11 protein-coding genes are annotated in these 12732 nt (G+C 67.5%); 3 read left to right on the top strand and 8 right to left on the bottom strand.

Features of this window, described 5'->3' with window-relative positions; all coding sequences use genetic code 11:
- Positions 1-43: 43 nt before the first annotated feature.
- Positions 44-334 (bottom strand): hypothetical protein, encoded by a 291-nt coding sequence (locus tag ACIPRI_RS11705; RefSeq protein ID WP_446621600.1) that lies wholly within the window; start codon positions 332-334, stop codon positions 44-46.
- A 261-nt stretch (positions 335-595) separates the two neighbouring features.
- On the opposite strand from ACIPRI_RS11705, the gene ACIPRI_RS11700 reads away from it, so the two are divergent.
- A complete protein-coding gene (locus ACIPRI_RS11700) occupies positions 596-1387 on the top strand; it encodes a hydroxyacylglutathione hydrolase (protein ID WP_446621599.1) in 792 nt (263 codons plus the stop codon).
- Positions 1381-2037, top strand: a complete 657-nt coding sequence (locus ACIPRI_RS11695; RefSeq protein WP_446621598.1) for a glutathione S-transferase — start codon at positions 1381-1383, stop codon at positions 2035-2037. Before ACIPRI_RS11700 ends, ACIPRI_RS11695 begins: the two co-directional genes overlap by 7 nt.
- An 81-nt stretch (positions 2038-2118) precedes the next feature.
- Here ACIPRI_RS11695 and ACIPRI_RS11690 read toward each other — a convergent pair whose 3' ends face one another.
- From ACIPRI_RS11690 to ACIPRI_RS11675, 4 genes are all read right to left on the bottom strand, one after another.
- On the bottom strand, positions 2119-3147 hold the full coding sequence (locus ACIPRI_RS11690) for a Bug family tripartite tricarboxylate transporter substrate binding protein (protein ID WP_446621597.1): 1029 nt from the start codon (positions 3145-3147) through the stop codon (positions 2119-2121).
- 147 nt (positions 3148-3294) lie between these two features.
- The gene (locus tag ACIPRI_RS11685) at positions 3295-4752 is read right to left on the bottom strand and encodes an efflux transporter outer membrane subunit (protein WP_446621596.1); all 1458 of its coding nucleotides are present in this window, start codon (positions 4750-4752) and stop codon (positions 3295-3297) included.
- The gene (locus ACIPRI_RS11680) at positions 4739-7936 is read right to left on the bottom strand and encodes an efflux RND transporter permease subunit (RefSeq protein ID WP_446621595.1); all 3198 of its coding nucleotides are present in this window, start codon (positions 7934-7936) and stop codon (positions 4739-4741) included. The genes ACIPRI_RS11685 and ACIPRI_RS11680 overlap by 14 nt, the downstream gene beginning before the upstream one ends.
- Entirely contained in the window at positions 7933-9450 is a 1518-nt protein-coding gene (locus tag ACIPRI_RS11675; RefSeq protein WP_446621594.1) for an efflux RND transporter periplasmic adaptor subunit, read from the bottom strand. The genes ACIPRI_RS11680 and ACIPRI_RS11675 overlap by 4 nt, the downstream gene beginning before the upstream one ends.
- A 296-nt stretch (positions 9451-9746) precedes the next feature.
- Between ACIPRI_RS11675 and ACIPRI_RS11670 the strand changes: the two genes are divergently transcribed.
- The gene (locus tag ACIPRI_RS11670) at positions 9747-10838 is read left to right on the top strand and encodes a porin (RefSeq protein ID WP_446621593.1); all 1092 of its coding nucleotides are present in this window, start codon (positions 9747-9749) and stop codon (positions 10836-10838) included.
- A 1-nt stretch (position 10839) separates the two neighbouring features.
- Here the strand turns inward: ACIPRI_RS11670 and ACIPRI_RS11665 are convergent, their stop codons facing one another.
- The 3 genes from ACIPRI_RS11665 to ACIPRI_RS11655 are packed head-to-tail and all read right to left on the bottom strand — an operon-like array spanning position 10840 to position 12632.
- Positions 10840-11475 (bottom strand): GDSL-type esterase/lipase family protein, encoded by a 636-nt coding sequence (locus ACIPRI_RS11665; protein WP_446621592.1) that lies wholly within the window; start codon positions 11473-11475, stop codon positions 10840-10842.
- A 24-nt stretch (positions 11476-11499) separates the two neighbouring features.
- On the bottom strand, positions 11500-11949 hold the full coding sequence (locus ACIPRI_RS11660) for a surface-adhesin E family protein (protein ID WP_446621591.1): 450 nt from the start codon (positions 11947-11949) through the stop codon (positions 11500-11502).
- 38 nt (positions 11950-11987) lie between these two features.
- Positions 11988-12632, bottom strand: coding sequence for a TetR/AcrR family transcriptional regulator (locus ACIPRI_RS11655; RefSeq protein WP_446621590.1), 645 nt, complete (start codon positions 12630-12632; stop codon positions 11988-11990).
- Positions 12633-12732: the final 100 nt, after the last annotated feature.

Genomic DNA, 12732 nt, shown 5'->3' with positions numbered 1-12732 from the left:
CGGGGCGCGCGCTGCGTCGGACTCGCCGCCAAACAAGGCGCGCCTAGGCCACTCTCTGCATGGCGGTCGGCTGTTCAGCGGCAGCGAACACACCGACAAGGCTTGCTGCCTTGTCGATCAACACGCGCAGTATCTCGACGCTGCCTTCTGCTTCGTTGGCCACGCAGACTTTCAGCGTCATCACGTCCTGCGCTGCATAGGCGTACTCTGCTCGCAGCACGTCGATTCCGCGCGAGGCGTACAGACCCAGGATGCGGCAGAGCAAGCCCGCATCACGTTCGATGAGGTAGACCTGCTCAAGATGGGGCGCGGGTAAAAAATGTGGGGGCTTCATCGTTTGATCCCGTTTGCTGAGGGCGCCGGCCGCAGGCAGCGGCAGGCAGCGACATGCGCGTGGGATCGAAGGACGAACGAAATGGCCCGTTCGCGTGGCATCGACCCGGCTGACCGGGACGACGCGCGCGTACCCGGTCAGCGGGGAATTCGAATCTGCTCGGAAATCCAGACAAGGCGAGGCATGGGAGAAGTCTAGCAGCGGCTCCCGCGCCGCCGGCGCTATGCTTGCCGGACGCCCCTTTGACACCTGGAGCCTCCCATGATCGTCGAGCGTATCTGGACCGGCAATGCGTACCGCAACTACAACTACCTGATCGCCTGCCCCGAAAGCGGCGAGGCCCTCGCCATCGATCCGCTGGACCACCAGAAGTGCCTGGCCGCCGCCAGGGAAAAGGGCTGGCAGATCACGCAGATTCTCAATACGCACGAGCACCACGACCACACCGGAGGCAATGCGGCCGTCGTCGCGGCAACCGGCGCCAAGGTGATTGCGCACCATCTGTCAGGATCTCGCATCTCGGGCGTGCATCGCGGCGTCCAGGCCGGCGACGTGATCAAGGTCGGCAAGACCGTCGAGCTCGAATGCATGGACACGCCCGGCCACACGATGTGCCATATCTGCCTGCGCTCTCACACGGAGAACCCGGCACTTTTTTCCGGCGACACGCTGTTCAACGCGGGCGCGGGCAATTGCCACAACGGCGGCAATGCCGAAGCGCTGTACACCACCTTCGTCGAGCAGCTTGCCAAGCTGCCCGCCGGGACGCGCGTCTATCCAGGCCACGACTACATCGAGAACAACTTGCGTTTCACCCTCGCGCGCGAACCCGACAACGCGGCGGCCCAGGCGCTGTTGCCCGACGTCGCGGGGCAGGACCCAGCCAGGGGCCGCGTGACGACGCTGGACGAGGAAAAGCAGATCAACACTTTCCTGCGCCTGTCCAGCCCGAGTGTCATTGCGGCGCTGCGCGAGGCCTTTCCGGATCTGCCCGAGAACCCGGATCCGAAAACGGTGTTCGTCAAGCTTCGCGAACTGCGCAACAAGTGGTGAACCTGCGCGTCCCCGTCCTCTATTCGTTTCGCCGCTGCCCCTACGCGATGCGCGCCCGCTTTGCGCTGGTGGCGAGCGGGCAGCGCTGCGAACTCCGTGAGGTGGTGCTGCGCGACAAGCCGGCCGATCTGCTGGCGGCCTCCCCCAAGGGCACGGTGCCGGTGCTGGTCGATATTGACGGCACGGTGATCGACCAGAGCCTGGACATCATGCATTGGGCCCTGGCACGCCAGGACCCCGGGCAATGGCTGCAACCCGATCGCGGCACGCACGCAGACATGCTGGAACTCATCGCGCGATGCGACGGCGACTTCAAGCAGCAGCTCGATCGATACAAGTATCCGAACCGTTTCGAAGGCGCCGACATGGCCGTGCACCGGCTGCGGGGCGCGCACTTCCTGATGGCGCTGAACGATCGGCTGCAAGGCACGTCACATCTGTTCGGCGATCGGCCCGCCTTGGCCGATATGGCCATCGCGCCCTTCGTGCGGCAGTTCGCGCAGACCGATGCCGAATGGTTCGCGATGCAGCCGTGGCCGATGCTGCAGCGCTGGCTCGACGGACTCACGCAAGGCGCGCTCTGGGCACGGGCCACGCGGAAATACTCAACGTGGAAGGTTGGGGAGCCCGGCGTCGCGTTTCCTGATTAGCGCTGTCGTGCTCGAACTTCCCGTCCGGCTACGGGCAGCACGCGCCTTGCCCGGCCCCACCAACCTGGATCTGGTGGCCGCTTAGGCCTTGAGCTTCAACAGCATGGTCATCACCCCGGCCATCGACTGCTCGAGCTCCAGGTAGCCCTGGAAGTCCTTGCCGTCCATCCACGACGCGTCCCAGTTCTGGCGCTTCAAGGTCTTCTGCCAGGCGTCGGTCTGCACCGCGCGCTGCGCTGCGGCCACCAGTTCGCGCTGGCGCGCCGCCGGCACGGCCTTGCCGGTGAAGATGCCGCGCCAGTTGGCCAGGTCGGCATCCACGCCCTGCTCGCGCACCGACGGAATGCCCAGGAAGGGGCGCTTGGCCGACACGCCGATGGCGCGCAGCTTGCCGCTGGCGATGCCGTCCTTGAACTCGCTGTAGCCCGAAATGCCGGCCACGGCCTTGCCCGATTCGACCGACTCCACCACCTGCGCCCCGCCGGCGTGCGGCAGGTAGACCAGGCTGGCGGTGCTGCCGGCCACACGCGCCAGCATGCCGGCGAACATGTGGTCGACCCCGCCGGCGGAGCCGCCGGCGATGGCGGTGCCGGCCGCGTTCGAGCGCAGCCGCGTGATCAGTTCCTTGGCGGTGGCGATGGGCGAATCGGCCTTCACCACCACCACCTCGTAGTCGCTGGTGAGGCGCGCCACCGGCTGGATTCGGCTCATGTCCACGGCCGGCTTTTGCAGCGCCACCGCGCCCACCATCACCATGCCGCCCATCAGCAGCGCGTCGGGGTCGGCGTCGTACTTCTCCACGTACTTGGCCAGGCCGATGGTTCCGCCCTTGCCGCCGATGTTCTCGTAGACCACCTCGCTGGCCGCGCCGGCCGCCTGGATGGCGGCGCCCAGGGCGCGGCCGGTCTGGTCCCAGCCGCCGCCTTCGTTGGCCGGAATGACGATGCGCAGCCGGGCGATGGGTGCTGCCGCCTGCGCCTTCGCGCGGCCCGCGACGCCCAGGCCCAGGGCAGCGGCGCCCAGCCAGGTGGCGAATTCGCGGCGGCCCAGGGGACCGGACGCCGGGTTGGAGGCTGCAAGCAGACGGGAGGAGTGGTTGTTGTCGGACATGTTTGTAACTCGATGTTTCCCGACGAATCGTAGCCTGCTGCGCCGCCGCGCAAGCGCACGGCGTACCCACCACGCCACAGCTTCCAATGACATTTCGCACGCAAGCCGGCGGCACCTGCCCCATGCGGCCGGCTTGCGCGAAGCAGGCTAGCCCTTCTCCGGCTTGAGCGACTTCTGGTCCGCCAGATCGACCCAGCCGCCACCCAGCGACTTGTATAACGCCGTGGCCTGCAGCAGCACGTTGGCCTGCGCCTGCGCCAACTCCAGCTGTGCGTTGAACAGGCTGCGCTCGGCGTCCAGAACTTCCAGGTAGCTGGTGTAGCCGCCTTCGTACTTGCGCCGCGCCAGCCGCGCGTAGGTCGCCAGCGACTCCACCTGCAGCTTCGACGCATCGAGCGCCTCGCGCGACTTGGTGACGCCGACCAGCGCGTCCTCGGTTTCCTGAAAGCCGCTTTGCACCGCCCTGCGGTAGCGCGCCAGCGATTCGCGCTGCGCAGCCTCGGCGCTGGTCACCTGGCCGGCGATGGCGCCGGCGGTGAAGATCGGCATGCTGATGTCGGCGCCGTAGCTCCAGACGCGCGCCGCCCCGCTGGACAGGTCGGACAGGGAACGGCTGGCTGCGCCGAAAGCGCCGGTGAGCGAGATGCTCGGGAAGTACGCCGCCTTGGCCGCGCCGATGCGGGCATTGGCCGCCACCAGCGACTGCTCGGCGGCCAGCAGGTCGGGCCGGCGCTCGATCAGTTCCGAAGGCAGGCCGGCCGGCACCGGCGGCATGGCCAGGTCGTTGATGGAACGGCCGCGTGCGATCGGACCGGGGTTGCGGCCCACCAGCACCGACAGCGCGTTTTCCTGCTGCGCCGCCGACTGCTCCAGCTGCGGCAAGGTGCGCAGGGCGGTGGCGTATTCCGAGCGCACCTGGCTCACTTCCACCTCCGACACCACGCCGCCCTTGAAGCGGCGCTCGAACAGCTGCAGCGATTCCTTGCGCAGCTGCAAGGTGCTGCGCGCTACTTCCACCTCGCGGTCCAGGTCGCGCAATCGCACGTAGCCGGCCGTCACGGCTGCCACCACCGACAGCACGGTCCCGCGCCGGGCCGCTTCGCTGGCGTTGAGCTCGGCCGTGGCGGCCTCGGTCAGCCGGCGCGTGCGGCCGAACAGGTCGATCTCCCAGCTCGCCAGCAGGCTGGCCTGCACCGTGTTGTAGGGGTTGGTGGCCGGCGCCGGGCTGATGGTCTGCCCGCTGGCACGGGCACGCGTGCCGGACAGATCAGCGCCCAGCTGCGGAAAGAGCGCCGAGCGCGTGGTGCCCAGCGCGCCATAGAACTGATCGACGCGCGCCGCCGCCACTGCCACGTCCAGGTTGTTGGCCAGGGCCTCGTCGATCAGCGCATCGAGCTGCGCGTCGCCGAACTGCTGCCACCAGGCGGTGTCGGCCGCAGTCGGGCTGATGTCGCTGCGCGGCGGCTCGCCGCGGAACTGGTTCGGCACCACCAGCTCGGGGCGCTTGTAGTCGGGGCCCAGCATGCAGCCGGCCAGCAGCAACAGCGCCGCCACTGCCGCCAGCGCCGGCGCCGTTCTCTTCATCATCCGGTCAGTGCGGTGCATGGCCGGCTCCTTCGCCCACTTGCACGGCAGCTTCGACACCAGCAGCAACGTCCTTCTTCTTTCTGGACGTCCGCTCGCTCAAGGTCTCCAGCCCCCAGAAGAACATGGGGATGAAGAAGATCGCGACCGCGGTGGCGCCCAGCATGCCGCCGATCACGCCGGTGCCCAGCGAATGGCGGCTGGCCGACGAGGCGCCGCTGGCAATGGCCAGCGGAATGCAGCCCAGGATGAAGGCCAGCGAGGTCATGACGATCGGGCGCAGCCGGATCTTGGCCGCGCCGACGGCGGCGTCGTAGGCCGACAGCCCTTCCTTGTGGCGCAGCTCCACCGCGAACTCGAAGATCAGGATCGCGTTCTTCGCCGCCAGCGCGATCAGCACCGTCAGGCCGATCTGGAAGTAGATGTCGTTCTGCGTGCCGCGCAGCCAGATCGCCGTGATGGCGCCGAACAGCGCAAAAGGCACCGCCAGCAGCACCCCGATGGGCAGCGACCACTTCTCGTATTGCGCCGCCAAGATCAGGAACACCATCACCAGCGCGAAGGCGAACACCATGCCGGCCGTGGAGCCGGCCTTCTTCTCTTCGTAGGCCTGGCCCGACCAGGCATACGAGAAGCCCTGCGGCAACACCTCCTTGGCGATCTCCTCCATGGCGTCGAGCGCCTGGCCCGAGCTGTAGCCCGGCGCCGGCCCGCCCGAGATCTTGGCCGCGGTGAAGTTGTTGAAGCGCGTCACGATGTCGGCGCCGATCACGTAGCGCGTGGTCGCCACGGCCTTCAGCGGCACCATCTGGCCGTTGCGGCTGCGCACGTACATGTTCTGCAGGTCTTCCGGCTTGGTGCGGTAGTCGGGCTCGGCCTGCAGGATCACCTGGAACAGGCGGCTGTTCTTCGGGAACTGGCTCACGTAGAGCGAGCCGAACAGCGTCTGCAGGGTGGAATACACGTCCTGCACCGGCACGCCCAGGCTCTCGGCCTTGTCGCGGTCCACGTCCACCATCAGCTGGCGCGAGCGCGTGTTGATGGTGGAGTTCACACCTTGCAGTTCAGGTCGGTGCCGCGCCTTGGCGATGATCTCGCGCGTGAGCTGCTCCACCCGCTGCAACGGCGCATCGCCTTCGCTCTGCACCCAGAACTCGAAGCCGCCAGTGGTGCCCAGGCCCGGAATGGAAGGCGGGTTGAGCGGAATCATCACGCTCTCCTGGTCCTTCGAAAACTCCTTGGCGGCGGCATGGATCAGCGCGTCGGCCTTCTCGTTGGGTGCCTGCCGTTCGGCAAAGCCCTTGAGCGACACGAACAAGAGGCCGGCGTTGGTCTTGAGCTGCGAATCGATCAGCGAGAAGCCCGGTACCGATGCCACCGACTTCACGCCCGGCTGCTGGCTGTACCAGGCCTGGGCCCGGTCGGTGGCGGCCTCGGTGCGGTCCAGGCTGGCGGCGTCCGGCATGATGGCCGCGGTGAAGATGTAGCCCTGGTCTTCCACCGGCAGGAAGGACGAGGGCACCTTCTTGAAGAGGCCCAGCATGATCGCCACCATGCCGACGATCAGAAGCAGCGACACGGCCACCCGCTTGATCACCAGAATCGTGGTGCGGCTGTAGCTGTTGGTGAGCGCATCGAAGCGCCGGTTGAACCAGCCGAAGAAGCCCTTGCGCTCGTGCGCGCCTTGGGCGTGCGGCTTGAGCAATATGGCCGCCAGCGCCGGCGACAGGGTCAGCGCCACCAGGCCCGACAGCACCACCGACACCGCGATGGTGATGGCGAACTGCTTGTACAGCTGGCCGGTGATGCCCGACAGGAAGGCCACCGGGATGAACACCGCGCACAGCACCAGCACGATGGCCACCACCGGGCCGCTCACCTCGTCCATGGCCTTCTTGGCCGCGGCCTTGGGATCGAGCCCGAACTCGTTCATGTTGCGCTCGACGTTCTCCACCACCACGATGGCGTCGTCCACCACGATGCCGATGGCCAGGATCATGCCGAACAGGGTCAGCATGTTGATCGAGAAGCCCATCGCCGAGAGGCCGATGAAGGCGCCGATGATCGACACCGGCACCGCCATGATCGGCACCAGCGTGGCGCGAAAGCTCTGCAGAAACAGGAACACCACCAGCACCACCAGCACCACGGCCTCGAGGAAGGTGTGCACCACCTCGGTGATGGACTCCTGCACGAACTCGGTGGTGTCCAGCGCGATGTCGTAGTCCAGCCCGGCCGGGAAGGTCTTCTTCATCTCGGCCAGCGCGGCGCGCACGTCCTTGGCCACCTGCAGCGCGTTGGCGCCGGGCTGCTGGTAGACCGCGATCAAGGTGGCGTTCTTGCCGTTGTACTTGGAGCGGATCGAATAGTCCTTCGAGCCCAGCTCCACGTGGCCGATGTCCTTCACCCGCACGATGGCGCCGGTGCCCTGCTGGGAGGCGCGCAGGATGATGTTCTCGAACTGGGAGGGCTCGGTCATGCGGCCCGAGGTGGCCACCGGGAACGTCTGCTGCACCGGCGTCGCGGTGGGCGAGGCGCCCAGGCGGCCGGCCGCGTACTGCTGGTTCTGCGCCGCCACGGCCTGCTGCACCTCGGTGGCCGTCAGACCCAGACTGGCCATGCGGTCGGGCTTGAGCCACAGGCGCATTGCGTAGTCGGGCGAGCCGAAGATCGAGCTCTGGTTGGCGCCCGGAATGCGCTTGATGGTATCCAACACATTGATGTTGGCGTAGTTGGCGATGTAGGTCGGGTCCTGGCTGGCGTCGGGCGAATAGATCGCCAGGATCATCATGAAGGCTTGCGACTTCTTGGCCACCGACACGCCCTGCCCGCTCACCGCGGAAGGCAAGGTGGGCAGCGCCAGGTTGACGCGGTTTTGCACGTCCACCTGCGCCAGCGACGGATCGGTGCCGATCTCGAAGTACACCGACAGCGTCATGTTGCCGGTCGAACTCGACGTCGAGTTCATGTACATCATGTTGTCGGCGCCGTTGACCTGCTGCTCGATCGGCGCGGCCACGTTCTGCGCCACCACCTCCGAGCTCGCGCCCGGATAGGTGGCGGTGACGGAGATCTGCGGCGGCGTGATGTCGGGGAACTGCGCGATCGGCAGGTTCACCATCGCCACTGCCCCGGCGATCACCAGGACCAGTGAAATGACGCTCGCGAAGATGGGCCGGTCGATGAAGAAATGCGCAAACTTCATCGTGCCCCCGCCAGCACGATGTCGACGCGGCGCGCCTGGACGGGCGAGTTGCCGCCGGTGATATCGGCTGGCGCCTGCAGCGCGATGCGTTCGGCGGAGACGCCGGCCGCGACCAGCGCGTCGCGCACCGCTTGGGCACGCTGCTTGGCGAGTTCCTTGTTGCGCTTGGCGTTGCCGCTGGCGTCGGCGTACCCGTGCAAGGTGGCGCGCGCGGTGGGCTGCCCCTTCATGGCGGCGGCGATGTCCAGCAGGCGGATCTGGCCGGTGGCGTCGATGCCGGCGCGGTTGGCGGCGAAGTAGACGGCGGTCTTGTTGTCCGCATCGGCGGCGGCCGGCGCGGCAGATGCGGAAGGCGCGGCGGTCGGAGCCGGCGCGGCAGACGCGCCAGTCGCTGCAGCCACCTTGCCCGTCGGCCGCGCGGTCGGATCCGGCAGCGGCTCGGCCGGCACGTCCTTGGCCTTGACCGGCAAGCCCGGCGCCAGCCGCATGAAGCCGTCGACCACCACCTTGTCGCCGTCCTTCAGGCCGCTGCTCACCAGCCACTGGTCGCCGAGCCAGTCGCCGGCCTCCACGTGCCGCTGCTGGGCCTTGCCCTCCGGGTCGACCACCCACACGAAGGGCCCCTTCGGGCCTTCGATCACCGCGCGCTGCGGCACCACGATGGAGTTGGGCCGGGTGAAGCCGATCACGTTGACGCGCACGAACTGGCCGGGGCGCAGTTGGCCGTCGGCGTTGGGCAATTCGGCGCGCAGGAGGAAGGTGCCGGTCTCCTGACTGAAGGAGGCATCGGCAAAGGTGATTCGGCCGCGATGCGGAAAGACCGAGCCATCGGCCAGCACCACTTCGACCAGGTAGTTGTCGTTGGGCGCCGCCTTGAGGATGCCGCGTGCGATCTCGTCCTTCTTGCGCAGGCTTTCGTTTTCCGAAAGGCTGAAGTTCACCCGCATCGGATCGAGCCGGGCCACGTAGGTCAGCAGGCTGTTGCCGGGGCTGACGTAGGCGCCGTCCTGGATCTTGGCAAAGGAAGACAGGCCGGCCAGCGGCGAGGTGATGGTGGTGTAGCCCAGCTTGAGCTCGGACTCCGTCACCTTGGCGCGGGCCGCTTCCACCGCGGCGGCGGCGGACTGTTCCTGGCCGGTGGAATCGTCCAGGTCCTTCACCGACAGCGCGTTGTCGGCCACCAGCGGCTTCACGCGGTTCAGGTTGGCACGCGCGGTGGTCAGGCGCGCCTGCTGTTGCGCCAGCTCGCTTTTGGCAGCCTGCAAGTCGGCCTGGAAGGGCTTGGCGTCCATGGTGAACAGCACCTGCCCGGGCTTGACGAAACTGCCTTCGGTGTAGACGCGTTTTTCCAGGAAGCCGCTCACGCGCGCGCGAATCTCGACCTGCTGAGAGCTTTCGGTCTGGCCGACGAACTCGAAGGTGACGGGAACGGTCTGCGCCTTCACCGTGAGTGCCGACACATCGGCCGGTTGTGCCGCCGGTGCCGTCGACTCTTGCTTGGAACAGGCCGCCATGAGCATCGATGCAGGCAACACCAAAAGAACAAGGCGACGCCATCCAGGCGATGCCGCTTCCCTGCGATTGCGACAGATGTGTGTCACTGCCGACCGCTGCCGAAGCCCGATGTTCATGCGAATTTCTCCTTGCGTCGAGCGCGTCTCGAATCTGACAAAGGGGCTAATGTAAAGTGCAACTGTGCACGCCGGGCAACGGTGCATGGCAAGGCGGCCACCGGCGCCCGCACAAGTCTTGCCATGCCTGGGTGGGGCGCGTGTAATGAAGCCCAAGCAAACACAAGAAGTGCCGACCCATGCTCCATTTGCTGCCGCTACGCACGCCGCTCGCCGGCCTCGGACTTTGCGTCTTGGCGGGTGCCGTGCATGCGCAGGACACGCTCACGGTCTACGGCATAGCCGATATGTATTCCGAAGGCATCTGGGGCGGTGGTGGGCGTGTTTCGCGCCTGCAGTCGGGCGGGCTGTCGGGCTCGCGGCTGGGTTTTCGGGGCCGTGAGAATCTGGGCGGCGGCCTCAACGCCGACTTCGTGCTGGAGACCGGGCTCAACATGGACGAAGGCACCTACGGACAGAACGCGCTGTTCGGCCGCCAGTCCTATGTCGGCTTCGGCTACGAGCCGGCGGGCCGCATCCTGCTGGGGCGCCAGTACAGCAGCCTGTACAACCTGAGCAGCGACTTCAGCATCTTCTCCAACCTGTCCAACGGGCCCAGCAGCGCGGTGGTGGGCGGCTTCGGCGGCTACGAGCCGGTGCGCGGCTCTGCCGACAGCAGCACCGGCAACGGCGGCCCCGCGCGCATCAACAACGCCGTCAAGTACGAGTCGCCGGTGTGGGGCGGCTTTCGCTTCGGCGTGCTGGGCGGCTTCGGCGAAGTCACCAACGATGCCGGCGGCAACCGCGTGGTGGACGCCTACGCGCGCTACGCGCAGGGCCCGGTCGACATCGCCGCCGGCTATGTCGACGACCGCGGCGGCAGCGTGACGCCGCTTGCGCATCGGCGCAGCTGGATCGTGGGTGCGGCCTACAGCTTCGGCAGCCTGCGCCTGCGCGGCGCCTATCTCGCGGTGGATGATCGAAGTGTCGCCAACCAGGACGGCAGCGGCTGGTGGCTCGGCGCCGACTACCGGCTGGGCGTCAGCCTGGTGAAGATCCAGTACGTGGTGAACCGGCCGCGCTACATCGACAACGCGCGCACTGAAGGGCTGGGCATCGGCTATGAATATTCGCTGTCCAAGCGCACCACCCTCTACACGGGCGTGAGCTACTTCAGGAACCAGGACGGCGCCGGCCTCGGGCGCGCTTCCTTCTCGATTCCCTCGGGCATCACCAGCGGCACCGACAACGACCTGACGCAGTGGGTCGGCGGCATGCGCTTCTCGTTCTAGATCAGCGCCAGCCGGCGGCCTTGAGCTTGTCGGCCAGTTCCTGGGCCACCACCGCATAGCCCTGCGCGTTGGCGTGGATGCGGTCCGATCGCAGCGCCGCATCCGACAAGACGGTGGAGTACACGTCCGAAATCAGGAGCGCCTTCTCGGCCTTCGCCACCTCTTCGTAGAAGGCGGCATCGCCAAGCGAGCCGACCGTCGCGCGCAGCGGCTCGGGCGCGGGCGTGGCGATCAGCGCGACGTAAGGCGTGTGCGCCAGTGCCTTGCGCACAATGGCCGCCACGTTGTCCCGGGTGGCCTGCTGCGATACGCCGCGCAGCATGTCGTTGCCGCCGATGCCGACCAGCACCGCGTCGTAGCTGCTCGCCGCCAACAACGACTCCAGGCGCAGCAGAGCACCGGCGGAGGTGTCGCCATTGACGCCTTCGTTGGCGATGTGCCAGCCAGTTTGCTGCGCCAGCAAGGCCGGCCAGGCCTGCTCGGGCGTGGCGCCATAGCCCACCGTGAGGCTGTCGCCCAGCGCCAGCACACGCGCATCGGATTTCAGCGCAGCAACGGAAGGCTTGCGCTTGCCGCAGGCCGCAAGAGCAAGGGCCGACTGCAAGCCGGCCAGCATGAGCAGGTGTCGACGATTCATCTTCTCGATCAAGCTTTCGGAAAGTTAGGCGGCGGGACGGCAGGCGGCGCGAATGACGCGCTCGGTCGGGTTCGGTTCCATGCCCTTGAAGAGCACCGGCTTGGGGTCGTGCATGTAGTCGGCCACGTCGTGCGGATGGCCCTGCCACATCGGCTCCTGGTAGAAGCTGGCCTCCAGGTAGAAGGCGCGCAGGGTGCGGCAGTTGAAGAGCACGCGGGCCTCGTAGGAACGGTACGGCACCTCGTCCCAGTTGCGCCGCTGCTGGGCGCGGCTGACGCGCACCTTCATGGTCTTGAAGTCGCCCTCGGTCTTGAGCGCCACCGGATCGACCTGCAGCGTGTCAGCCTGAGGCTGGCGCGCATCGCCGGTGATGGTGAACCACCCGCCCTCGCCTGCTTCGCCATTCCCGCCCGCCTGCGCGGCCAGCGACGCGGCACCCACCACCAGCGCAGCGCACAAGCCCTTGTTGTTCAAAAGAAAATCCTTGCACGCACACAAACAGAGCGGGCATTCTAGGTGGCGCGCCGGATGCGCTCGATGCAAGCCTGCACGGCATTGCGCGACTGGGCGACGAGCTGCGTCAGATCCGGCTGGCCGCCGGTGCCGATGAAATGGTGGGCGCACAGGCCGTAGAGCACCGTGTGGCTCACGCGCGCCGCCTCGCGCAGGCGCTCCGGCGGCAGCGGGTCGCTGGCCGCGGCGAAGGCCTCTGCCCAGCCGTCGACGAAGCGCTCGTACATCTTGCGGTAGGCGTCGGCACTGGACAGGTGCCGCTCCAGCAGGTAGTGCGCACCCCATTGCGGCGGATGCCCGCGGTGCGCGTCGGCCAGTGCGTCGACGATGGCCGCCGCGATCTCGGCCAGCGGCCGCCCTGCATGCTGCTGGCCGGCCTCGTGCATGGCCGCCAGCAGCGCCTTGCTGCGCAGGTGCAGGCAGACGCGGGCCAGATCGTCCTTGCTGGCGAAGTACTGGTAGAAGCTGCCGAGGCCGGTGCCCGCCACGGACACGATCTCGCGGATGGAGATGCGCGCGTAGTCGCGCTCGGCCAGAAGCTGAACAAAAGCCTCCTGCAGCGCACGCGAGGTGTGCTGCGCGCGCGACTGTTGCGGCCGCCTGCGCGGCGCGGGCGCGTTGGCGCGGCCGGCCTTTGCCTTCATCGGTCCGAACATGAACGCCCGCGGCCGGGCTTGTTCCTAGAATTTGCTGCTTCGGCATGCATGGCGCCCATTGTGACCCCGTGGCCGTCGTCCCCTTCCA

It is taken from the genome of Variovorax sp. LARHSF232 (assembly GCF_052871435.1).
Note: the sequence above shows the minus strand (reverse complement) of the source record. Positions and strands in the feature narration are given on the sequence as shown.

Bases quoted from the DNA above. Each gene is read 5' to 3' on its own strand.
- ACIPRI_RS11680 (WP_446621595.1), bottom strand. From the start codon at position 7,936: ATGAAGTTTGCGCATTTCTTCATCGACCGGCCCATCTTCGCGAGCGTC.
- ACIPRI_RS11665 (WP_446621592.1), bottom strand. From the start codon at position 11,475: ATGAATCGTCGACACCTGCTCATGCTGGCCGGCTTGCAGTCGGCCCTT.
- ACIPRI_RS11700 (WP_446621599.1), top strand. From the start codon at position 596: ATGATCGTCGAGCGTATCTGGACCGGCAATGCGTACCGCAACTACAAC.
- ACIPRI_RS11670 (WP_446621593.1), top strand. From the start codon at position 9,747: ATGCTCCATTTGCTGCCGCTACGCACGCCGCTCGCCGGCCTCGGACTT.
- ACIPRI_RS11655 (WP_446621590.1), bottom strand. From the start codon at position 12,632: ATGAAGGCAAAGGCCGGCCGCGCCAACGCGCCCGCGCCGCGCAGGCGG.
- ACIPRI_RS11675 (WP_446621594.1), bottom strand. From the start codon at position 9,450: ATGGCGGCCTGTTCCAAGCAAGAGTCGACGGCACCGGCGGCACAACCG.
- ACIPRI_RS11690 (WP_446621597.1), bottom strand. From the start codon at position 3,147: ATGTCCGACAACAACCACTCCTCCCGTCTGCTTGCAGCCTCCAACCCG.
- ACIPRI_RS11705 (WP_446621600.1), bottom strand. From the start codon at position 334: ATGAAGCCCCCACATTTTTTACCCGCGCCCCATCTTGAGCAGGTCTAC.
- ACIPRI_RS11685 (WP_446621596.1), bottom strand. From the start codon at position 4,752: ATGCACCGCACTGACCGGATGATGAAGAGAACGGCGCCGGCGCTGGCG.